Annotated in this window: 12 protein-coding genes and 7 pseudogenes; 17 read left to right on the top strand and 2 right to left on the bottom strand. The window is 53.8% G+C overall.

The window, feature by feature from the left end:
* The first annotated feature begins 9 nt into the window (after nucleotides 1–9).
* The 9 genes and pseudogenes from proA to F7Q90_RS17965 all read left to right on the top strand — a co-directional run.
* On the top strand, nucleotides 10–1263 hold the full coding sequence (gene proA / locus F7Q90_RS18005) for a glutamate-5-semialdehyde dehydrogenase (RefSeq protein ID WP_006118058.1): 1254 nt from the start codon (nucleotides 10–12) through the stop codon (nucleotides 1261–1263).
* Between the two features lie 360 nt (nucleotides 1264–1623).
* Complete coding sequence (locus F7Q90_RS18000) at nucleotides 1624–2355, top strand: S24 family peptidase (protein ID WP_006118059.1); 732 nt, start codon at nucleotides 1624–1626, stop codon at nucleotides 2353–2355.
* A 419-nt stretch (nucleotides 2356–2774) separates the two neighbouring features.
* Nucleotides 2775–3053: a transcriptional antitermination N peptide gene (locus F7Q90_RS27720; protein WP_006118060.1), complete on the top strand. Its 279-nt coding sequence runs from the start codon at nucleotides 2775–2777 to the stop codon at nucleotides 3051–3053.
* 187 nt (nucleotides 3054–3240) lie between these two features.
* Nucleotides 3241–3707, top strand: a pseudogene (locus F7Q90_RS17990) (lysozyme).
* Nucleotides 3704–4051 (top strand): DUF7940 domain-containing protein, encoded by a 348-nt coding sequence (locus tag F7Q90_RS17985; RefSeq protein WP_006118062.1) that lies wholly within the window; start codon nucleotides 3704–3706, stop codon nucleotides 4049–4051. Before F7Q90_RS17990 ends, F7Q90_RS17985 begins: the two are co-directional and overlap by 4 nt.
* Entirely contained in the window at nucleotides 4048–4341 is a 294-nt protein-coding gene (locus tag F7Q90_RS17980) for a hypothetical protein (RefSeq protein WP_006118063.1), read from the top strand. Before F7Q90_RS17985 ends, F7Q90_RS17980 begins: the two co-directional genes overlap by 4 nt.
* A gap of 199 nt (nucleotides 4342–4540) precedes the next feature.
* Nucleotides 4541–6289 (top strand): glycosyl hydrolase family 28-related protein, encoded by a 1749-nt coding sequence (locus tag F7Q90_RS17975; RefSeq protein ID WP_006118064.1) that lies wholly within the window; start codon nucleotides 4541–4543, stop codon nucleotides 6287–6289.
* 270 nt (nucleotides 6290–6559) lie between these two features.
* Nucleotides 6560–7204 (top strand): annotated as a pseudogene (locus F7Q90_RS17970) (aspartyl/asparaginyl beta-hydroxylase domain-containing protein); the annotation flags it as partial.
* A gap of 182 nt (nucleotides 7205–7386) precedes the next feature.
* A pseudogene (locus tag F7Q90_RS17965) lies at nucleotides 7387–7650 on the top strand (lipid A hydroxylase LpxO); the annotation flags it as partial.
* 66 nt (nucleotides 7651–7716) lie between these two features.
* On the opposite strand, the pseudogene dhaR reads toward F7Q90_RS17965, so the two are convergent.
* Nucleotides 7717–9632 (bottom strand): annotated as a pseudogene (gene dhaR / locus F7Q90_RS17960) (dihydroxyacetone kinase operon transcriptional regulator DhaR).
* Nucleotides 9633–9733: 101 nt separating this feature from the next.
* Nucleotides 9734–10831 (bottom strand): glycerol dehydrogenase, encoded by a 1098-nt coding sequence (locus F7Q90_RS17955; RefSeq protein ID WP_006118065.1) that lies wholly within the window; start codon nucleotides 10829–10831, stop codon nucleotides 9734–9736.
* 586 nt (nucleotides 10832–11417) lie between these two features.
* Between F7Q90_RS17955 and dhaK the strand changes: the two genes are divergently transcribed.
* The 8 genes and pseudogenes from dhaK to F7Q90_RS17920 form a co-directional block, all read left to right on the top strand.
* Nucleotides 11418–12488: a dihydroxyacetone kinase subunit DhaK gene (dhaK, locus tag F7Q90_RS17950; protein ID WP_006118066.1), complete on the top strand. Its 1071-nt coding sequence runs from the start codon at nucleotides 11418–11420 to the stop codon at nucleotides 12486–12488.
* A 10-nt stretch (nucleotides 12489–12498) separates the two neighbouring features.
* On the top strand, nucleotides 12499–13131 hold the full coding sequence (gene dhaL / locus F7Q90_RS17945) for a dihydroxyacetone kinase subunit DhaL (RefSeq protein ID WP_006118067.1): 633 nt from the start codon (nucleotides 12499–12501) through the stop codon (nucleotides 13129–13131).
* Between the two features lie 10 nt (nucleotides 13132–13141).
* Nucleotides 13142–14563, top strand: a complete 1422-nt coding sequence (gene dhaM / locus F7Q90_RS17940; protein ID WP_006118068.1) for a dihydroxyacetone kinase phosphoryl donor subunit DhaM — start codon at nucleotides 13142–13144, stop codon at nucleotides 14561–14563.
* Nucleotides 14564–15002: 439 nt separating this feature from the next.
* Nucleotides 15003–16667, top strand: a complete 1665-nt coding sequence (locus F7Q90_RS17935) for a ShlB/FhaC/HecB family hemolysin secretion/activation protein (protein ID WP_006118069.1) — start codon at nucleotides 15003–15005, stop codon at nucleotides 16665–16667.
* A gap of 15 nt (nucleotides 16668–16682) precedes the next feature.
* Nucleotides 16683–18311: pseudogene (locus F7Q90_RS27910) on the top strand (filamentous hemagglutinin N-terminal domain-containing protein); the annotation flags it as partial.
* A 606-nt stretch (nucleotides 18312–18917) separates the two neighbouring features.
* A pseudogene (locus F7Q90_RS27905) lies at nucleotides 18918–22804 on the top strand (beta strand repeat-containing protein); the annotation flags it as partial.
* A 224-nt stretch (nucleotides 22805–23028) separates the two neighbouring features.
* Complete coding sequence (locus F7Q90_RS17925; protein ID WP_044241424.1) at nucleotides 23029–23829, top strand: hypothetical protein; 801 nt, start codon at nucleotides 23029–23031, stop codon at nucleotides 23827–23829.
* 95 nt (nucleotides 23830–23924) lie between these two features.
* Nucleotides 23925–24098 (top strand): annotated as a pseudogene (locus F7Q90_RS17920) (IS630 family transposase); the annotation flags it as partial.

The raw sequence follows: 24098 nt of genomic DNA, 5'->3' as shown, positions 1-24098 counted from the left end.
GGAGTACACATGCTTGAAGAAATGGGAAAGGCGGCGCGCGCCGCGGCCTGGAAACTGGCGGATCTGTCTGCGGCAGAAAAAAATCAGGTTTTGCTGACTATCGCCGATCGGCTTGAGGCAGAAAGCGAGGGGATCCTGGCGGCAAACGAGCAGGATCTGGCTGAGGCGCGGCAGAACGGCATGAGCGCCGCATTGCTCGATCGCCTGACGTTGACGCCCGCGCGCCTCAGTGCGATTGCCCACGATGTTCGCCAGGTTTGTCGGCTCGCCGATCCGGTAGGGCAGGTGATCGATGGTGGTTTACTGGACAGCGGCTTGCGCATTGAGCGCCGCCGGGTGCCGTTAGGGGTGATCGGCGTCATTTATGAAGCGCGTCCGAACGTCACGGTGGATGTGGCGAGCCTGTGTCTGAAAACCGGCAATGCGGCCATCCTGCGTGGAGGGAAAGAGACATGGCGGACGAACGCGGCTACCGTCCGGGTAATACAAAACGCTTTGCAGCAGCACGGCTTGCCATCAGCTGCCATTCAGGCGATTGAGAATCCGGATCGGGAACTGGTCAATCAACTGCTAAAACTGGACCGCTATGTGGATATGTTGATTCCGCGAGGGGGCGCCGGACTGCACAAACTCTGCCGCGAACATTCCACTATTCCGGTGATTACTGGCGGCATTGGCGTTTGCCATATGTATATCGACGACACAATGGATATCGACGCAGCGCTGGATATCATCGTGAATGCCAAGAAGCAGCGTCCCAGTGCCTGTAACTCCCTCGAAACTCTGCTGATCGACGCGGCCATGGCGGCGCGCTTTCTGCCCGCCTTTATGGCCCGCATGGCAGAGGAGAACATTCCGCTGCATGCTGATGCCAGTATCCTGAGTGAACTGCAGCAGGGACCTGCCAGCGTTACCGCCATCCAACAGGGCGATTACGACGATGAATGGCTGTCGCTTGATCTCAACGTTAAACGGGTTGCCGATATGGATGAAGCTATCGCGCATATTCGCGAGCACGGCACGCAGCACTCAGACGCTATCCTGACACGCAGCACACAAAATGCCGCGCGCTTTGTTAAGCAGGTTGACTCGTCTGCTGTTTACGTCAACGCCAGCACGCGCTTTACCGACGGGGCACAGTTTGGTCTGGGCGCGGAAGTCGCGGTCAGTACGCAAAAACTGCATGCCCGTGGTCCAATGGGCCTGGAGGCGCTGACGACCTATAAATGGATTGGCTGGGGAGACGACAGCCTGCGTGCATAACCGCATTTTAGTGAATAAAACGGGAGCCTGTGCAGGCTCCCGTTTTTTTTAGATGGCTTTTTTTCGCACCACTCAATGGTAGAGTTTTTCGCCCGTTGGCCGCTTTTTAGTCAGTAAGAGGGAGGTTGTTCATCAGAAACGATGAAGGTAGGGCGCAATTTTTTACACAAGATTACTGAAAGGTGAGGTCAGACGCGGCTTAGCGCCTGATTTTATGCTTCGCTTGGCATAATAACGGTTAACAATAATCAAAAATGCCTGGCAATGCCGTTAGGTAGTCAACGGGCGGTAATATAAAATGAACTGGTAGCAATAACGAAAATAACATTCAGCACCTCTTTCATGGTTGATTATTAACTGATGGTTAAAAAAGAGAGTATCAAACAAGCGTTCACTGCCAGGCTGATCGCCGCGTGTGAAAGTGCGGGCATCACCGGTCATGGCCGAAATAAGCAGGTCGCCTGTGCGCTGCAACAGCAGGGTTGTCAGATTTCCGCACCCGGCGTGTGGAAATGGTTTAACGCGCAGTCCGTACCCGATAACGGCAATCTTCTGGCGCTCAGCCAGTTACTGGGTGTCAGAGTAGAATGGCTGCAATATGGCATGGAGCAGACCCCGGAACCGTATTTACTGCAGGATATGCCGTGCCAAAAAAGCACGTTTCGCGTTAACAGTTTTGACCTGGGGCAAACGTCAGCAATGGGGGTTCCCGTCGGGGATGACTTCGTTGAAACGATTAAGGCTATCGAATACGGGCAGGAGGAAGCCCGCATCTTGTTCAGTGGCCGCCCGGCCGATCATATTCGGTTAATCGCAATGAACAGCGATGCAATGTCAGACACATTTGCCCCACGGGATCAGCTGTTTGTGGACATTAGCGTGCAGACATTCGACGGAGATGGCATCTACATCTTTACGCTGGACGACAGGCTTTACCTCAAACGCCTGCAACTGCAGCATAAAAGAATTGCTGTTATCTCAGATAATAAACGTTACGAGACCTGGTATCTGGACCGGAATGATGCGGACAGTTTAACCGTTCTGGCAAAGGTGATCATGAGCCAGGCCAGGCAGTATCATATTCTGGGTTAGGCAATTCAGTCAGACTGATGATCCTTAAGTGAAAAAAATAATCGGTCTAAATTCAAAAAGTTAACTTATGGTAAAAAATAAATTAACCAGTGGTGTTTGATAAAGCATAAGAACCTGTTAATAATTTGAGCAGGGACGAAAAAAGTTGTTACCTCCAGGATGAAACGCTCTTAAACAATTGAGGCGCTGCACAAACGCGAATCAACCCCCCAACGCTAATGAGCTTTGGGATGGGGTGGATGCGTACCGTGCAGTGTCATCAGATGCCGCCCGAACCCTTTGCTTACCCTTCCACCTGACTGATTATTCAGCCGGGAGGAGTGCCTGTGAACAGCATTCCGCGACGTTCAGGCGTGTTCAACGGAGCGAAAATGCTTGCCTGCCACCCTATCGCCAAAGACTCATTCACAGGAGGAGTTATGGCGATAATCCAGTATGGCAAAAGCGTTTTTACAGGCAATGCACGAACTCGCCGTCATCAGCGGCGTCAACCTCTTAACCGTCTCAAACACAGTATTGACGAAGCACTTAACTGTCCACCCGAAACCCGCACGCTTCGCCGCGCAGAGCAAATCTGTCAGCGGCAAGTGATATCGGCTGTTGATCGCGCGATTACCGCACCGCGCCTGAGAAGCCAGGAGATATCGGGATTTGATAATTGCTGCCTGCCACATGTTCATCTCTATGCGGTCCGTTGAACGAATTTTTCGTCACTGATTTTACGCCTGTCGCAGGCATCTCCATCCTTTCTGACCTTTTGTAAATGCTTCAATGCTGCTGCATGTTCACCCGACATCGCCGCTGCGTTTATCCCTGCACTAATCAGTTTGTTTTATGTTTTGTCAGTCCGGTCGGTTATGTCTGCATCGTCTATGAGGAGTTTTTATGAGCCAGATTATTGCAATTCTGAATTTTGAAGAGGGTTACGCCGAAATGCCGTATCTCGATACGCTGGGATTTCCTACCGTTGCAGGCGGCATCCGTATTGGCCCGAAAGGCGCATCGCTAAGTAACTATGTCATGCGGGTTCCCCAGCGGGTCGGGGATGTCTGGAAGCAATGCATTCTGGAAAACAAGATCACAGATATGCAAAGCCGTGCGCCCATTAAGCTGGCGCTGGAGAAATGTAATGAGGCGCGTACCGATGTTCTGATGAGTATGGCCTATCAGCTTGGCGTAGATGGCATTTTGCAGTTTAAAACATGCTCAACGCGATTGCCCAGGAAAATTTTGTTGAGGCCGGTGAGGCCATGCTCAACAGCCTGTGGGCGCGGCAGACACCGGGCCGTGTCCGGCGTCATGCCGAAGTGATGCGCAGCGGAAACTATGACGTCTACCGGGGGTTACTATGAGATGGTTACTTTTCATTATCGCGGTGTTAAGCGTCATTATTATTTTGCTGTTAATGCAGCGCTTCACCACGCTTCAGTTTGTTTCTCACGCCAAATTGTTGTTTAAAACCTGGTCTGTATGGCTTGCCTCGCTGGGATCGATGCTCAGTGCCTGGGTTCAGTCGTTTCCGTCTTCTGCGCTCAATGCCTGGCAAACACTGCCGGAGGACGTAAAAAGCATTCTTCCCCACAACTATCTGGGTCTTATCGGTGCCTTCATGGTGGCGATGGGCGTGATTGCGCAGTTTGTTCGCCAGAAAACCCTGCTCAATGAAAAACGGCAAAGTAAGGAGATGGAGTCATGACGTTTTTTTCTCTGTTAACCAACGGCGGCTGGCACTGGTTGGCTGCGCTGGGTGCGCTGATGGCGGCTTTTGGAGCCAGTTACTTCGGTGGCAAAAAAATTGGCAAGGTGCAACAGCAGGCGCAGTCAGAAGCCGAGGGGGCCAGGCAAGAGGCAGACCGCCTGACGAAGATTACTCATCAACAGCAACACAATAGTGAGGAGGCGAAGCGTGTGGCGACTGATAACCTCAATCTTGATGATGCTGCTGCTCGCGACAAGTTGCAGCAGTCCAAATATAACCAGCCCTGAACCCATCATCTCTAACGATTCAGCCTGCATTCTCTTTTCCCCTATTTACACCCATGGCGATGACGCGCAGAAGGCAGACATTCGCACTGTGCGCGCCATCAATGCCCATAACGATCTCTGGGATGCCCTCTGTGGACATCCCTCATCGTCAAAATAGTTAACTAAATGATTTATAAAACCTTATCCTGAGGAGGATATCATGATTGAAGTCAACTCATTTGCTGAGCTGCGTACTACCGTGCCGTCAAAAGCAGGTGAAATTGCCGTGTTAAAACGCTACTACGACAAAGACTCCAGTTTCCGGGGCGGCGGTGATTTTGTGGGATTCACCGGCACCACCACGTTAAAAGACGATGGCGGTACAGTCGCCGTTGGCAATAACTTTTACTGGAAGCGTTCGATTAACGATCCACGTGAAGTTAACATCCTGCATTTTGGCGCGAAAGGCGATGGCGTAACCGATGACACCGATGCGTTTAAACGTATTCTTGGCTGGTCACAAACTTACAGCCAAAATATGAAAGGTTTACCGGTCCGTTTTCCCGGCGGACGTTTCCTGATCATGCCAATGGACCTGAGTGATACAGAAATGCCGTTCTTTGGTCTGGCCGGCGATGACCTGGCGCTGGGTTCTCTGCCTGGCACAACCCTTATCTCCGACAAAAGCGCCAATACGCTGTTTAAGGTTAAAGCCCGCAGGACGACGATCCGTGGTATCACCTGGGATGGGCAAGCCAGCGCGGATATTGTTGCCAATAAAGCCAACATCACCCCTGAGATGTGCAGCAACACTCAGCCTTTCTTTGAAAATATCTGTGTGGAGGGGCAAATCGTCAATATTAGCTGTTTTCGCGGCCAGCGCAGTGGCGGCACGATTTTTAAACTGCAGGACACGCTAGACAGTAAGTTTGAGCAAATCTACACCAATACCACCTACTCACGGGTGTTTGATATTGGCTGGTCAAATTCGCCCAATGGCGTGTGGGATCACTCCACGGCGGTTGAATTGTGCAACGCGAATTTCCAGACAGGCTATGGCGATGCCACGCTTTACATGCCGCGCATGACACAGGCGATTATGCGCAACGTGTGGATTGAACATACGCGTAATCCCGGCGATCTGTCTGATGGCGGCTGGACAATTGATACGCTCAACGTCGAAGACTGTAGTGCACCTTTAATCCTCAATAATGCGCGCGTGGTAATGCGCCATATTAACCTGCAGGCGGGCGCAAAGCTCAGTCAGGATCTGGTCACGGGCAAATGGCTTTCTACTTTCGAGTATGGCTATCGCCGCGACGAGAACTACGGCACGTTTATGAGTGGATCGCTACGGGCAGGGTACTTCAGTGGCTATAAAGTCGTGAATAATACTGCGACGGATAACTGGTATCGCCTGGGCCAGGTGTTTTTCCCTTCACCCAATCAGCAATGGGTTATTGAGTTGATTGGCAAAGCGGATAACACCACCCCTTCGGGGACTGCTACGTCACCCGTTAACATGCCGGGTACAGGGAAAACGTGGATCAACCTACAACGGCTGGATACCGTCTGGGCGGATGCCTGCCACATGGGTCAACCTGCTGTTATGGATATTCGCTACAACCGGGTGGGCACCACCTATGCTGGCGTGTGGGTCAAGCTGCGCGCTAACAGCGGTGAGACCATGTTTAACCTGAAAACGACCGGGCCGACGCGCTTTGACACCGGATCCTGCTCACTTTTCCAGAGTGATATGTCTCAGGTTGATGACGTCACAAAAGTCGGGACGCTAAAACCCGCTGCGCGCTTTGGTCTTCACAATGGTGTAGCGGGGCTGGGCGCCAATGAAAAAGGGGTGGTAACCCTGGCGACCGCAGAAGGCTCGCCGACAAATAAAACAACGCCGACCGGATTTGTGCTGATGAATATAAACGGCGTCGATCGGAAGGTGGCGTATTACGATTAGCATGCATATACATTCGCGAGGCTTCGGCCTCGCGACGTTTATTTACATGCTGGCAGATGTTGAAGTGTTATTGCGATGATCTGACGCGCTGTGCGGACAGATCGCTTCCGTTTTATAAACCTTTACTAAACAACCTGCCGTTATTCGCCATGAGTGATAACGCAAAGCGCACTGCATGACAAAAATTTTTACGTTTCAATACTAAAAATTAAAGTCCCAATAACTCTTCGCAAGAAACACTCCATTCTTGCAACACAAGGAACACGTTGTATGGTGGCTGCCATTATCATTGGTATTTTTATTATCAGCGTTATCTATGCGCACTCACGCGGTGTAGAAAAGCAAAAGTTTTCACGGCAGTTATTTGATCACTCGACCTTTATGGCGCCCATCAATATGTTTATGACGGGCTTCTCCAGGTTGCCGGCAAAACAGCCTTATTTCCCGACGGATGATTTTCCTGAACTTCGTCAGCTTACCGATAACTGGGAGGTTATCCGTGAGGAGGCGATACGGCTTCAGGATCACATCAAAGCGGCACAAAGCCATAATGATGCAGGTTTTAACACCTTCTTTAAACGTGGCTGGAAACGTTTTTACCTTAAGTGGTATAGCGATGTGCACCCTTCTGCACAGCAGCTGTGTCCTGTGACCACGGCACTGGTGAGTCAGATCCCGTCCATCAAAGCGGCTATGTTTGCAGAACTGCCTGCAGGCAGTCATTTAGGTAAACACCGCGATCCCTACGCGGGATCGGTGCGTTATCACCTTGGCCTGGTGACGCCCAATGACGACCGTTGTTTTATCGAAGTGGATCGCCAGCGCCATAGCTGGCGCGATGGTCAGGCGGTGATTTTTGACGAAACGTATGTGCACTGGGCGCAGAATGAAAGCGAGCAAACGCGCATTATTCTGTTCTGCGAGGCTTTGTTGAATAAATGGATTTTATGCTGTGGTACTATGAAAACGGTTGTTTCAGATAACATAAAATCAATGCATTACATGCTTGCGTATGACGGTGTTCTGTCTGGCATCAGCGTTTTCTACCAAAACAGTGCAGACAAAACAGAATGATTACCTATTATTCAACAAAGCCGTTCTGCGATATTGAGCGGCCGATGAAATGGCGCTGGGCACAGGCGGTTAATCACTGGGTTGGCAATACGTTAATGTCGGCAGCCGCCTCGCCCAATGATGAAAATGACAAAACGGGATTCATTAACCGGATTTTTAAATACGTTAATGCTGTTCGCGATGCCGGACAGAATCTGAAAAAGCGTAACCGGACCCTTTATTACTGGGTAAAACATAGCTTAATTGCCCTGATCTTTTTGGCAATCATTGTCCCGGGTATGATGTAGCAAAATAACAAGGCGGTCAGGCGCAGACTGACCGCCTCATCGGCTGGCGAATATAACCGACAGCCCTTACTTTAGTTTGAACTCACTGGCATCAATCGCATAGTGTTTCATTTTTCGCCATAAGGTGGTGCGTCCAATATTCAGCATCGCCGACATAGCCTGTACCTTGCCGTGCGTCATTCGGGCCGCCTGAAGAATCGCTTCTTTTTCAATGGCGCGAAAAGACAAATCATCCGGCAACAACGCCGTGCCGGCAGTATTATCAGCCTGTTCAGAAAACAGTGATTCAGGCAGGTTGCTTAGCCGGATATGGCCATTTTCACTGCGGATCGCAATATTCTCGATTACGCTGTTGAGCTCAAAGTCATTGCCTGGCCATCCATACTGCATTAACTGCGTGATAACCTCGTCATCCACTTTAAAACGTGATGAAAACCGCTTTTCCAGCCTGCGCAACCGGTTGTTAATGAGACAGGGAATGCTGTGACGGCGCGCCCGCAGAGGCAGTATGGCAATTTCAAAGGAATGTAAGGCGTAATAAAGCTGACGGCTAAAACGATTCTGTTCCACAAGATGGGCCAGATTAGTGGTCGTCGTGGCAATCACTTTGATATCAACAGGAATAAGCCGCCGGGCATCCAGCCGGGTCAGTACGCCCTGTTTGATGACCTGAAGCAGCACAGACTGCTGAGCGGGAGTCAGATATTCAATCTTTTCCAGAAACAACGTGCCGCCGCTGGCCAGCGCCAGTCGGCTTAACCGGCCATCTTCATCCTCGCCAGGCGCACTGCCTGTAAAATCCTCTCCCAGAGAATTGTCGGCATAAAGTTGACAGTTAACCGCAATGTAGGGACCACTCGCCCGGTCGCTTTCATTATGAATCGCCTGGCTGAGTAGCTCTTTCCCCACGCCTTCTTCCCCACACAGTAAGACCGGAAAGCGGCCTTTTGCGGCCTGACGGCCGAAACAAACCAAACGTCGTGTTTCCGCATCTTCTTCAGGCATTTGTTCAAACGTATGGCTGACTTTGCCTAACTGACTGGTCATCAGCTGGCGCATCTGCTCAACCGGATGAAGCAGCAAAATAAAACTGTTGCCCTGGGTTCAACAATCGGTTTCAACGTAATGACGGCATCCACAAACTGGTGCTGGCTTTCAAACGTGACCTCTACATGCTTCAGCGCCTGAACCTGGGGGATGGCCCGACGCAACAGGGCAGGCAGGGTCACCAAATCCGCCAGCATTTTTCCCTGACTGGTCAACGCATTCAGATGCAACATCCGTGCGGCCCGGGCGTTGAGAAACTGCAACACGCCTTGCTCGTTCCAGGCCATCACGCCGTCATCCATGCTTTCCAGCAGGCCATTGAGTTGATTCAGATGGCGGTTGGACTCGGTAAGCAAAGTGTCCGTCAGTAACGAGTTGCCCACCTCACGGGCAATGGCTAATGTCAGAGAAAGATCTGACGATGCCTGCGTCTTGTCCTGGCAGGCCAGAGAAATGGAGCCAAATAAGCGACCATGATTATCAAATATTGGGGTTGAGCAGAAAAACCAGGGATGAAGGGCCCGTTTGAAGTGCTGTTCGCCGTGGGTCTTAATGGGCTGACCTTCAAGCGCCGCCAGCGATAAGGCACAGGTACCGATAATGCTTTCCGCACAATAGCTGCCATCCCGCATGCCTAATGCGTCAAGCTGCATCAGCGTTTCAGGCGCGCCGCAGCGGGTCAGAATACAGGCTGATTCGTCCAGAATGAGCAGCGCACAGGCACGGTTTTCCATGTATTCCCATGCATCCTCCAGCGTCGCCTGACCGAGGGTTATCAACGCGGCTTTACGTCGACATATGGATTCATAGGTCAGGCCCTGCGCCTGGTGTGGCGTCTGCCAGTTATCGCGTTGCATATATTTACTGCAGCGCTGCCATGACTGCGTAATCACCACTGAACCGTCATTATTGCTATGGGGAGGTAAACCCGTCATCACGTTTTCCGCCAGAAAACCATAGAAAATCCCTCTGACAGATCCGGTCAGAGGGACGCCAGGTGCCCGTGATAACCGGGCCAGCGGTTACCGGCAGTCGGCTAACGTGACAGCCACTGCTGCCCCAGCAGATCCGCAGTCACAATGGCTGCGTACACGCTGTCCGGTGTAACCGGGAACGGCATATTGTGGATGGTTTCGCCTTCCACGCAGGCCGCATGGGCAACCGCGCTTACTTTCTCTTCAATGCCGTGTTTCACTCCCATCTGTGCCAGCGTGACAGGCAGGCCCACTTTCTGACAGAAGTTCAGCACGGTTTCGATCTCATCTGTCGGGCTGTTTTGCAGTACCAACTGCGCGAGCGTACCAAACGCCACTTTTTCGCCATGATAAAGATGATGGCACTCTTCCAGCACGGTAAATGCGTTGTGAATCGCATGAGCGGCAGCCAGACCGCTGCTCTCAAAACCAATACCACTCAGATAGGTGTTGGCTTCCACAATACGTTCCAGGGCTTCCGTGACGACGCCCGCCTGGGCGGCACAGCGCGCTTTTTCGCCCTCAGCCAGAAGCGTCTCATAGCACAGACGCGCCAGGCTTAACGCGGCCGCGGTCGATTTCCCTCCCGCCATGCTGGTTGCGCCCGAGTCATAACAGGCTTTTGCTTCAAACCAGGTCGACAGGGCATCACCCATACCGGCGACCAGTAAGCGAACCGGGGCTTTGGCAATGATTGTAGTATCCATGACCACCATGTCAGGGTTTTTGGGATAGATCAGGTACTCAGCAAACTCACCGGATTCGGTATAAATGACCGACAGCGCGCTGGTGGGCGCATCCGTCGACGCGATGGTCGGGATCACCACCACCGGCAGTTTCAGATACCAGGCGACGGCTTTAGCGGTGTCCAGCGTTTTCCCCCCACCCAGTCCGATCACGCACCGGCAGCCATGCTGTTCGACAAGGGCCATCAGGCGTTCTATTTCCGTCCGGCAGCACTCCCCGTTAAAGCGTTCGGCATGGCAGGTCACACTGTGGCTGGCAAGGCCGGTCAGGACCTGATCGCCCGCCAGTTTCATCACAACGTCATCGGCAATCACAAAAAAATGATTTGCCAGGTTTTTGGCATATTCCCCAAAGGACAACAAGGCATCGGGGCCCTGAATATATTTCGCTGGAGACTGAATAATTTTTGGCATTCCTTTCACCCTCAAGTAAGAACATGTTCGCAAGATGAACGCGCGCATCTTTCTGGCTCAGTTGGCGATGTGAGCCGGATGATGACCGGCGTACGCGACTCACTTTACGATCAACGCTGAGGGGAAATATTTTTGACGCCAACGTTCTTATATGGAACGCCATACGGTCAGTTGTGTTCCATCCTGAAACAATAAACGCGCTCGAAAAGCCATGTTGCGATCGCGATCTCCTCTTAGCGGTTAAGAGACTACCCGGAACCCGTGTGAGAGGAAGGACGCGACTGCGCGCCAGCCTGAGGGGATAAAACGCTTATCGCTCAGACAGATTGATCACGTGCAACGATCCCGATTTCTTGCTTTGCCTCTCATTTTTCGCCGTAAGCGCGATAAAACGTTTCATAACGAAACATAATAACGCAGTAAAACGTTCCCTTATGGAACGCTGAAGAGGGGCATTTTTTTTCCTGTCGACTCCGTAAGAATCACTCCACCGACGCGCTGCTTTTCGCCGTCTCGCTCTCCTGATAATGCTGTCCCTTTTGCTAAGGCAAGAGCGGCGGCAAACCGATGCTAACGTAGCATACCCATGAAAAAGCTGATTAATCGTGTGGAAGATGTATTGAGTGAACAACTTGCAGGCTTCGCTCGTGCCCATCCTGAACTGACGCTGCATCAGGATCCAGTTTGTATGACGCGCGCCGATGCGCCTGTCGCCGGAAAGGTTGCCTTACTGTCGGGCGGCGGAAGCGGCCATGAACCGATGCACTGCGGATTTATTGGTCCGGGCATGCTTTCGGGTGCCTGCCCGGGTGAGATTTTCACCTCGCCAACGCCGGATAAAATGTATGAATGCGCCATGAAAATTGACGGTGGTGAAGGCGTACTGATGATAATCAAAAATTACACCGGTGATATTCTCAACTTCGAAACCGCCACCGAGCTGCTGCACGAAAGCGGTGTAAAAGTCACCACAGTGGTGGTTGACGATGACGTGGCCGTAAAAGACAGTCTCTACACGACAGGACGACGTGGTGTGGCGAATACGGTACTGATTGAAAAACTGCTTGGCGCCGCAGCGGAGCGGGGCGATTCACTGGAAGCCTGTGCGGCGCTGGGACGTAAACTCAATAACCTGGGCCACTCGATCGGTATTGCGTTAGGCGCCTGTACCGTGCCCGCCGCCGGCAAACGCTCGTTCGAACTCCAGGACAACGAAATGGAGTTCGGTGTAGGGATTCATGGCGAACCCGGCATCGACCGCCGTACTTTTACCTCGCTGGACAAGACGGTCGATGAGATGTTCGACACGCTGCTGGAGAATGGCAACTACAGCCGTACCCTACGTCACTGGGATCAAAACAACGGAAGCTGGCAAGAGGTTAAACACAGCAAGCAGGCATTAACCCGCGGCGATCGTGTGATTGCGCTGGTTAATAATCTGGGCGCTACGCCACTGTCAGAACTGTATGGTGTTTATAACCGTCTGGCTCAGCGTTGCGACGAAAGCGGCATCACTATCGCGCGAAATCTGGTGGGCAGCTACTGCACATCGCTGGATATGGTGGGCTTTTCCATCACGCTGTTAAGCGTGGATGATGAGGCCCTGTCACTGTGGGATGCCCCGGTACACACACCTGCCCTGAACTGGGGCTGTTAAGGAGTTCGACATGTCACTTACCCGCGCCCAAATTGTGAACTGGCTTTACCGCTGTGGTGAAGTTTTTACCCGTGAAAGTGATTTTCTCACCGGCCTGGATCGCGAAATTGGCGACGCCGATCACGGCTTAAATATGCACCGGGGTTTCAGTAAGGTGGTCGAGAAGCTGCCCGCGATTGCCGATAAGGATATTGGCTTTATCCTCAAAAATACCGGCATGACGCTGCTTTCCAATGTGGGCGGTGCCAGCGGGCCGTTGTTTGGCACTTTCTTTATCCGGGCGGCGCAGGTCACACAGGCACATCAGAGCCTGACGCTGGAAGAGCTGTATCAAATGATACGCGAAGGGGCCGAAGGCGTGGTGAATCGAGGAAAAGCGGAACCCGGCGATAAAACGATGTGTGATGTCTGGCTTGCGGTGGTGGCGTCACTGCGGCACGCCAGTGAGCAAAATATGTCGGTCATCGCCGCGCTGGATGCCGCCTGCGAGCAGGCAGAAACGGCCGCTCACGCCACCATTACAATGCAGGCCCGCAAAGGCCGCGCCAGTTACCTGGGAGAGCGCAGTATTGGTCATCAGGATCCGGGGGCAACATCGGTGATGTTTATGATGCAGATGCTGGCTGCCGCCGCCAAAGCTTAAGGAGAAGCACATGGTAAATCTGGTGATCGTGTCACACAGTGCGTTGCTGGGTAACGGCGTGGAGATGCTGGCGCGACAAATGTTAACCGGCGATCGCTGCAAGCTGGCGGTCGCTGCCGGCATTGACGATCCTGATCATCCCATTGGCACGGATCCCGTGAAAGTGATGGCGGCGATCGAATCGGTGGCAGATGCGGATCATGTTCTGGTCATGATGGACATGGGAAGTGCGCTGTTAAGTGCAGAAACGGCGCTTGAGCTGCTTGATCCTGCCATTGCGGCCAAAGTGCGTTTGTGTGCCGCACCGCTGGTGGAAGGTACGCTGGCGGCAACCGTCAGTGCGGCGGCGGGTGCCGATATCGAAAAGGTGATGACGGTGGCCATGAAGGCGCTGGAGGCGAAGCAGGCACAACTGGGTATTGCACCTGATAGTGCCGTTGCCAGCGTCGCCACCGTTAACCCACACGAGGACGCACAATCGGTAACGGTGACCGTAAAAAATCACCATGGCCTGCACGTCTGTCCTGCTTCACGGCTTGTGGCCACGCTGGCTGGCTTTGATGCGGAGTTGGTACTGAAAAAAGATAACCAGTGTGTCACGCCAGACAGTCTCAACCAGATTGCTCTGCTGCAGGTGCGCTGTAACGATCAGATTACCTTGTCGGCACGTGGCCCCGAAGCGGGCGCTGCGCTGGAAGCGTTCACCTCTCTGGCAGCGGAAAATTTTGGCGAGCAACCTGAAACGATGTCGCTCAGGACAACGGTACCGGACACGGGACAGGTGCAGGGTAAAGCGGTGTTTTATCCCTTGCCGCTGGCGCAGCCTGACCGGCGTCCATGTGCCGATGAGCAGCAGGAATGCCGACGGCTGAAGCAGGCAATCGCTGACACTCTCTGTGATCTGGATGCGCTGCATAAACGGGCAGAAGCGAATTATGGCGAGGCGGTAGCCGCTATTTTCGCCGGGCATCACATGTTGCTGGATGATGCCGACATGTTTGATGAAGCCTGCGAAAAGATTCGCGCGGCACGGTGCTGTGCCGAATCCGCCTGGTATGAGGTGCTCATGGCGCTGAGTCAGCAATACCGGCAACTGGATGATGCTTACCTGCAGGCGAGATTTATCGATATTCAAGACATCCTGCACCGCACCCTGTGTCACCTTAGCGGTCGTGAGATTACGCTTCCAACACCGGATGTCCCCGCGATTCTGATTGCCGATGACATCTTTCCCTCTGCGGTCGCCAGTCTGGATGTGAAGCAGATAAAAGGCATTTGCCTGCGGGAGGGCAGTGCGCTCTCTCACGCTGCCATTATTGCCCGCGAAGCCGGTGTTGCCTTTCTCTGTCAGCAGGGTGATATGCTGGATATCATTCAGCCAGAGGACAGGCTGATGATAGATGTCGCCGGGCAACAGATCAGAAGTCTTTAGCGCTTTTCATTCGCCCCTGATGAGGTCTTCGGGGGCTTAATTTCGCGCTAAAATAACCCAACTTTCCAGAGCATCCTGTTTTCTCACGCCTTTACCTTTTCAAACGACGCATTTTTTCGCACGAACTGTGGGTTAAAAAATGCTTACATTTCAATCCGAAAACTTAAGTTAATGCGTCCGAAAAGCGCCAGATAAAAGCAAATCTGCCTGAAAACTTCATACTTACCTGACGGAAAAATAAAGCTTCAGGATTGCGTTTTATTTAAGTCACGGTTTTTATTTTTTAATTTGCATTAAGTCGCCCGCGCTTCGCTTAGTAAATTAAATAAGCAATACATTGTCGTTTTTTCTTTTTATCAGGAATTTTTTAATAGTTCAGGTGATATTATGCTTTCGCTTGCTTACAAAAAACTTACATTTCTTTTCATTAGGCAATCCAATGAGAATAAAAGCAGGGACGTGGCTGGCGTTAAGCGCTTTACTGATCTCCGCAACGGCGTGGGCTGATCCCTTAACGCCGGGCGATCGCGATTATCTCCAGAATCAGCAACAGCAACGCCTGCAACAGGACCAGCAGCAGCGTGATGCACTCTGGCAGGCGCTGTCCCCTCAGCCTGCGCCTGCGCCGCGCACCGATGTGACCGGCCGCTGCTTTCCTGTCCATCAGATTGTCATCCGTAATGCGACCTTGCTTTCTGAGCGTCAACAGGCCGCGCTTACATCTGCTTACGTCAATCACTGCCTGAACTTAACGCAAATTAATGCGCTGGTGCATGCCATTTCCGACTGGTATATGCAAAGGGGCTATATTACCAGCCGCGCCTTTTTAACAGAACAGGATCTTACCTCCGGCCAGCTTATTATTCCTGTGCTCGAAGGCAAACTGGACACCATTATTCTGGACGGTAAACATCCACGTATATTGCGTATGGTTTTTCCGGGAATGGAGGGAAAAATACTTAACCTGCGTGATATTGAACAGGGCATGGAACAGATTAACCGTGTCAGAACGGTGCCTGTGCAGATTGAAATTCAGCCCTCGCCCAGACCGGGTTATTCCATTGTTAACTTAACGGCAAGGCCTGAATTTCCGCTCAGCATGACGCTGGGTTTTGATAACAGCGGGCAGAGAACGACCGGCGTCGGGCAGCTTACGGCTTCACTGACGGGAAACAACCTGCTGGGGCTGGCGGATCGCTGGTTTGTGAGCGGCGGACGCAGCAGTGCCTTCAGCCGCTGGCGTGACGCCCAGAATCTGCAGGCCGGCGTCAGCGTGCCTTATGGTTATGGCCTGCTGGATTACAGCTACAGCTGGAGCAACTACCACAGCCACTTTATCAACAACGGTTTTACCTGGTTCAGCAACGGCGACAATATCGCGCACCGTCTCAATGGATCGTGGGTGCTGTTTCGCAACGGCGATATTAAAACCGGCGTACAGGCAGGCCTGAATCACTATTCCAGCCATAACTGGCTCAATGACGCGCCGTTAGTGAGCAGCAGCCGTAAATTAACCAGCCTGCAGTTTGGCCTGAATCATACGCAGAAAATTGCCGGTGGCGTCGCCACGCTGAATCCCACCTTCAGCCGCGGTATGCCGTGGTTTGATGCCGAGAGCGATGCGGGCAAAAACGGCAGCCTGCCGAAAGCGGAATTTCGCAAATGGAGCATCAGTGCCAGCTACCAGAAACCGCTCACCCAAAAACTGTGGTGGCTCAGCAGCCTTTACGGGCAGTGGTCACCGGACACGCTCTACGGCAGTGAACGCCTGACGATCGGCGGCGAAAGTTCCGTGCGCGGTTTCAAAGAGCAGTATCTGTCGGGTGATGTCGGCGGTTATTTACGTAATGAGCTTGATTACAGCCTGTTTACCTTACCGGGACTGGGTGACGTCACCGCACTGGCGGCGGTCGACGGGGGCTGGCTGAGAAGCGATCCGCTGAACCCTCAGTTTACGGGCACGATATGGGGCAGCGCCGTCGGCCTGGGGACCCGTAATCAGTATTTCTACACCCAGTACACCGTGGGCATTCCGCTCAGCTATCCCGGCTATCTCCAGCCGGATCACGTCAGCATCTACGCCCGCGTCGGGCTGGTTTTCTAAAAAGAGGAACTGATTATGGATGATCGTCAGCCCGTTTCCCTTGCCCGCCGCGCACTCAGCTATCTCATCTGCTATCTGGTGGCGGTACAACCGATGCTGCCGGTGATGGCCGCGGAAATCACACCGGTAACTCCGGGGACGAAAATGGATGCGGCGGGCAATGGCGTGCCCGTGGTCAATATTGCCACGCCGAATCAGGCGGGCATTTCTCATAACCAGTACGATCAATATAACGTGGGGCAGCAGGGACTGATCCTGAACAATGCCACGGGTCAGCTGACGCAGACCCAGCTTGGTGGGCTGATTCAGAACAACCCCAACCTCCGCGCCGGTCAGGAAGCGCGGGCCATCATCAACGAAGTGGTGGGCGCGAACCGCACCCAGCTACAGGGGTACACGGAAGTTGCCGGCAGGGCGGCGAACGTCATGGTCGCAAACCCCTATGGCATTACCTGTAACGGCTGTGGATTTATCAACACGCCGAACGTCACGCTGACCACCGGTAAACCGCAGTTCGATGCCAGTGGTAATCTGGCCGCGCTGGGAGTCAGTAAAGGCACCATTACCATTGAGGGCCAGGGGCTGGACGGCAGCAAGGCCGATGCGGTGTCGATTGTGGCACGCGCAACGGAAATCAATGCCGGCATTCACGCTAAAGATCTCACCGTGACGCTGGGTGCCAATCGCGTCGGGCAGGACGGGTCCGTTACGCCCATCCGCGGAGAAGGGCCTGCGCCGGGCGTGGCGGTGGATACCAGCGCGCTGGGCGGTATGTACGCCAACCGTATTCATCTGGTGTCCAGCGAGAAAGGCGTTGGCGTCAACCTGGGTAACTTACTGGCCAGACAGGGCGATATCACCCTGGATGCGAACGGCAAACTGGCCGTGCATGACAGCCTCAGCAGCGGGGCACTGACCGTCAGTGCGCAAAGCGTTGAGCTGAGCGGGGAACATAAATCCGCTGGCCCGGCGGCGATAACCGCACAAAACGGTATCAGTCTGAATAACGGGAGCCTGGGAAGCGATCGTGCCGTTTCATTGCAGGGCGGCAATCGCCTGCAGATCAGCGGCGGCAAGATAATGGCCGGTGACAGCATCAACCTTGCCGCAACCAGCTTGTCGCTGGACAGCGGCAGTGCGCTCAATGCAACAAACAATATCTCGTTCAACGCGCAACCAGACTTCACCGGCGGCTCAGGCCTGGACCCGGCCGGTCAGTTTGATAATGCCGGACAGGTAACCGCGGGCAATAACCTGTCTGTTAATGCATTTACGACAGGCAACAGCGGCGGGTTACTAGCTAAAGGGCAGCTTGCCGCGGTCGGTAATTATGTTGCGAACCAGGGGATTCTGCAGGGCAATAACGTCAGGATTAAGAGTAACAGCCTGAATAACGGCGGCACTTTGCAGAGTGCCGATGCTGTAACGCTGGATGCTTTTACGCTGGAAAACAACGGGACGCTCATTGCTAAAGGTCAGTTAAATGCTGTCAGCAACAGTTTTGATAACAGGGGCACATTGCAGGGAAGTGGTGTTGACATAAAAAGTGATGCCTTACGTAACAGCGGGACTTTGCAGAGTGCCGGTTTACTGACCCTGAATGGCAATTCGCTGGATCAACTGGGCACGCTTGGGGCGACGGGCGACGGCGTTTTAACTTTTCGCGATCGCATAAGCAACACGCAGGGCGCCAGTCTGTTGAGTGATGGCGCATTAACTCTGTCGACGGGCGATCTGTTTCAGGACGGGAACCTGTCGGGGCGCTCGGGGCTGGCAATCAACAGTGACAACCTGAGCAGCGCAGCCGGTGCTTCAAGTGCCAGCCAGGGTGATATCGCGCTTCAGGTAGGTAAACACGTTGATATTAACGGCGACGTCAACGCCGACGGGATGCTGACGTCGACAAGCGGCAGTTTACACACGGGCACGACGGCACATCTGCAGGGGCAAAACATTACTTTGCAGGCAGGGCAGATCGCGCTGGAAGGAACGCAGGCGGCTAAGCAACGGCTACACATTACGGGAACGGACCTGACGCACGCCGGCAAAAGCAGTGGTGATGACGTGATACTCAGCGCGTCAGGCTCGCTGAGTAACCAGGGTTCCCTGGTCGCGAATGATGGGTTACAGGCCAACGCCGCAAATCTGAGTAATACGGGAACAGGGAGCGGTAAGGATATTAACTTCACTGCCACCGGTACGCTGATAAACGCCGGTGCGCTGGTCGCGAAAAATCAGTTGCAGGTGGGCACCGCATCATTAAATAACAGCGGCACGCTGACCGCGCCGCAGCTGTCACTGAGCAGCGACAGCCTTATCAACAGCGGTCTGATACAGGGCACGCAGACTCTGGCGCTGCGCAGCCAGGACCTGACCAACCAGCGCTCAGGCAGTATTGCGACGGCGGGCGATTTAACCCTTACGCTGCCAGACTTAAGCAACAGCGGACTGCTCAGCACGGGCGGCGCACTGCAGCTCAGCGGCGGCAGTCTGACCAACGACGGCGAAATCAACGCGCTTTCGCTTCAGTCCGACAATGGCCGGCTGACTAACCTGGCCGGTGGTAAATTGCTGGCCACAGGTGAGCTGCAACTGGCAAACGATCAGTTTAACAATAGCGGGTTCGTTGCCGCAAAAGGGCTGGGGCTCAATGCCGCAACGCTTGATAACGCAGGCCGCATTCAGGGCAGCGACAGCCTTACTCTTCAGGCCGGTACATTCACTAACCGCCAGGGGGGCGAACTGCTGACCCCGGGACAACTCACCCTGAACAGCGGTGACCTGACTAACGCAGGGTTAATTCAGGGAGAAAAACTGGCCCTGACGGCGGACAACTGGGTAAACAGCGGCAATGCGCTCAGTGCCGGTGATGCCACTCTGAATACAAAGGCGCTGACTAACAGCGGGAAGATACTGGGTCAGCAGGCTGTGACCTTACAGGGCGGTACCACTGACAACAGCGGATGGCTGCTCGCAAAAGTGCTGGCGTTTCAGGGGGATTTAACCAACAGCGGTCTGATTCAGGGCGACACGGGACTGACCTTAAAAGGCACCAGCCTGACTAATCAGGCGACGGGACGATTGCAGACGGCGGGCCAGGCGGATATTAGCGCGACCACGCTGGACAACCAGGGGCAACTGCAGGGTGATGCACTTACTGTCACGACGAAAAACTGGCAGAACAGCGGCAACGCGCATGCAGCCAGCAGCATAACGGCCGCTGCCACTGAGTACATAAATAACAGCGGCGCTCTGGTAAGCCAGCAAAGCATGAATCTGCAGTCTGGCACGGTGACAAATACGGGCACGCTGGCCGCAGATCAGCTCAGCCTCCAGGCACCCCTGCTCAGCAATGCCGGCCTGTTACAGGGCAACAGTGCACTGGCGATGACCAGCGCACAGATTGCAAATCTGGCAAACGGCCGGCTTGTCAGCGGCAGCGGCCTGAGCCTGGCGCCCGTTCAGCTCATCAACGATGGGGCAGTACAGGTAGCGGGCACCTTCAGCGTTAACGGGGGTGATTTTACCAATAACGGCCAGGTGAATGCGGACGCGCTGAACGCCACGCTGACCGGCACGCTGAATAATGGCGGAAACGCCAGGCTGCTGGCACGCCAGCTCGCGCAGGTACAGGCGCAGTCACTGACTAACGCCGGGATCGTTGCCGGGCAGCAACTGCAAATCACGGGCGATACCTTACAAAATCAGGGGCTGCTGCAGGGCGATAACGCGCTGACGGCAGGGTTCCGTCAGCTGGATAACCAGGCCGGTGGTCAACTGATTACCGGTGGCGCGCTGACGTTACAGGGGACGGATGCCCGTAACGCCGGCACCTGGCAGGGCAGCCAGCTCAGATACCGTTTCGGCAGCTTAAAAAACACCGGCACCCTCAACGGCACCGGCATACTGGACGGGCAAACCACAGGGCTGCTGGATAACAGCGGCAACCTGATTACGGGCGGCAACGCCAGCCTGAATGCCGACAGCCTGGTTAACAGCGGCAAAATCATGGCGGGCGGCCTGACGCTGCGTGCCGGATCGCTCAATAACAGCGGCCTGTGGCAGGGCTCCACCACCCTTGACGCGCTCAGCAACGGCGATCTCACCCAGTCTTCAACAGGCAGAGCGTTAAGCGGTGGCGATCTGCTGCTGGGCGCCGCGACGTTAAATACTGCCGGCACCCTGCAGGGGGAAATGCTCAGATCACTGCCGGAAGCTGGCAAAACCAGGGATCGCTGTTGAGCACCGGCGATCTCACCGCCGCGATTGATAACGACCTTTATAACGGGGGCTCACTCCTCAGTCAGGGCGGTGCGCAACTCAGTGCGCAAAATCTGGTGAATACCGGCGCTGTCCTCGCCGAAAAAACCATGACGCTCAGCGGCGGTACGCTGAACAACAGTGGCGCCATTCAGGGCGATACGCTGTCGGTCACACCGGCCAGCGTGACCAACCAGGGCAACCTTATCGGTCTGAAATCCCTGACGCTCGGACCAGCCCCACAGCGGTTCAGCATGCTGCTGGCGCAGTCCGCACCGGCGCGTGAACTCGTCAACAACGCGGGGGGACAGCTCCTGACAAAGGGGACGCTGAACATCACGGCCGGTAACGTCACAAACAACGGCACCTGGCAGGGGCAACAGATCCTGCTGAATGCGGCAAAACTGGCAAACGGCGGGGCGATACAGAGCGCTGATGGCCTGCAGCTGACGTTAACCGACAGGCTGGATGCCGCCGCAGGCAGCAAAATATCAGCCAACGGTACAGCTGCCCTACAGGCGCTGACGCTGGCGAATCAGGGACAGTGGGTTGCCAAAAACCTCATGCTGAAAGGCGACACGCTCAGCAACAACGGTAATATTGCCGGTACAGACGGCCTGACGGTTCAGCTCAACGGCGCACTGACGCAGCAGCAGGATAAAACGTTGCTCAGCGCCGGGAAGCTCAGCCTGCAGGCTGCCTCGCTCAGCAATGCGGGCCGTATTCAGGGCAGCGACCTGGTAATCAATACCGGAACGGTAGACAACACCGGCCGCCTGCAGGGTGATAACAGCCTGCAGCTCAGCACCAGCGGCCATCTGACCAACGCCACCAGTGGAACGGTGCTTTCGCAGAATGCACTGAGCCTGACCACGCCGGATTTGTATAACGACGGGCTGATTCAGGGGGCCGGCGGCACAGTCAGCGCCACAAATTCTGCCACCAACAACGGCAGACTGCTGACGGGCGGCGTGCTGACCTTCACCACGCCGCAGCTGGTGAACAACGGCTGGCTGCAGGCGGGGCAGCTCACGCTGAATGCGTCCGGCCTGACCAACAACGGCACGCTGCTTGCCGATCAGCAGGGGACCCTGAACGGTAACGGGTTCCAGAACCAGGGCACAGCGCAGGCCGGCAACCTTGCCGTGAATTATCAGACCCTGAATAACAGCGGCACGCTACTCGGCACAGGACAGCTGAGCGTGAATGCGGCGCAGGTTAACCTGGCCGGATCGGGACGGCTGTTCAGCGGCGGAACGCTGTCACTGGTAAGTAACGGTTTTGACCAGTTCGGCCAGGTCGTTGCGCTGGGCGATGCAGTGCTGAATCTGGCGAACAGCTTCGTCAGTCACAATACGCTGGCGGCGGGTAACCGGCTGACCCTTAACAGCAACGGCTCGCTGGAAAACCAGAGCACGATGCAGGGGCAGGGCGTGACGCTCAATGCGGGCGGCGATCTGACCAATAATGGCCAGATTACCACCGGCAGCGCCGACAGCAGTCTGACGGGCAACCGCATCGCCATGAACGGTGCCGGCAGCCTGCAGGGCGGTGGCAACGTCACCCTGAACAGCCGCAGCGACGTCACGCTGGACGGTTTTACCGGCACGCTCGGTAACCTGACCATCAGCACGCCGGGCAGCCTGGTCAACACGGCGCTGCTCTACGCCGGACAGAATCTCTATTTATTTGCCAACAGCATCCGTAACCAGCGCGGCGATATTCTGGCGGGCAACAGCCTGTGGATGCAGCGCGATGGCGCGGGCAATGCCAACGGGGAAGTGATCAACACGTCGGGGACGATTGAGACGCAGGGCGGGGATATTACAATTCGAACGGGTAATCTCCTTAACCAACGTGATGGTTTTAGTTCGGCAAGTGAGTATCATCCTGCAGCAAATAGTATTCCTAATATTGGCCAGCCTACAATAAAAATTAAACTTAGTCAGTTAAGGGCTTTGTTGAATAAATGGATTTTATGCTGTGGTACTATGAAAACGGTTGTTTCAGATAACATAAAATCAATGCGTTACATGCTTGCGTATGACGGTGTTCTGTCTGGCATCAGCGTTTTCTACCAAAACAGTGCAGACAAAACAGAATGATTACCTATTATTCAACAAAGCCTCAGTTAAGTAAAAATGAGAGTGATGAGTATATAAAGACTGGAAATGCGCCTGATAAAACATTTCTTATTGGCTCAAAGCAAGCAACTGCAACAGCAAGCGGTGGAGCAGGGAGAATATATGCTGGTCGCAAGCAATATATCTTTGCCAATGAGTTGAATAACATTGCAAGCTCAATTATAGCTGCTGGAGACATGTATCTTTCGGGTTCGACGCTCAATAACAAATCCTATGAAAATAGTACTGAAAATGAGTATTTAACATATCACCATGTTCGCAGTATGCGTAATAACCGAAGCGTTGTTGAAACAGAGTTGACTTATAATCTTTCAGGTGGTCCACCCTACGAGAAAATAAATAGTGAGCAAGGTCTAAGAGCAGTAATTCAGGCTGGCGAAAATCTTGATGCTGAATTTAGCAGTGATATCAGTAATACAAATACAACTTCCAATTCAGGTTGGACTGGTAACACGATATCAACACCTGTCATTAAAGACCTTGCATTACTTAATCAGACTGGAATACAACCACGTCAGCAAATTGCCACAACAGATAAGGTTTCAGTAGGCTATCCTCAATGGCGCGATCAGCTTCAGGGTGCCTTGAAGCAGGTTAATGGTGGTAGCTCACTGGATAACAGCGCACCTGATAAGGCTTCGCTTGTTACTCATGCATCGGGCAGCTTCAACCGCGCCGATTTAGGTCAGGGAACTGGATTAATCACGGGTACTTCAGTCAGCGCGGCAAATCTGAGGGACTATAAGTCAGCTAAATAACTGCTCGGAATAGTAGATCACTTAGAGGGAACTCAGTCCGGTTTATGCGATCTGATCAATCGCTGAATATCCCAAATCACCAGCCGGACTGAGCAATGTCGATCATAGCACCAATACCCAGAACCGAACGACGCCTGATGCAGAAAACTATCCATAAAACAAAGGACAAAAACCACGCCCGGCGGCTCACCGCCATGCTGATGCTGCATCGTGGTGACACCGTCAGTCATGTTGCCAGAACACTCTGCTGTGCCCGCTCATCGATTGGT

It is taken from the genome of Pantoea stewartii subsp. stewartii (assembly GCF_008801695.1).
Taxonomy (GTDB): Bacteria; Pseudomonadota; Gammaproteobacteria; order Enterobacterales; family Enterobacteriaceae; genus Pantoea; species Pantoea stewartii.
This window is presented reverse-complemented; position numbering and strand designations above follow the sequence as displayed.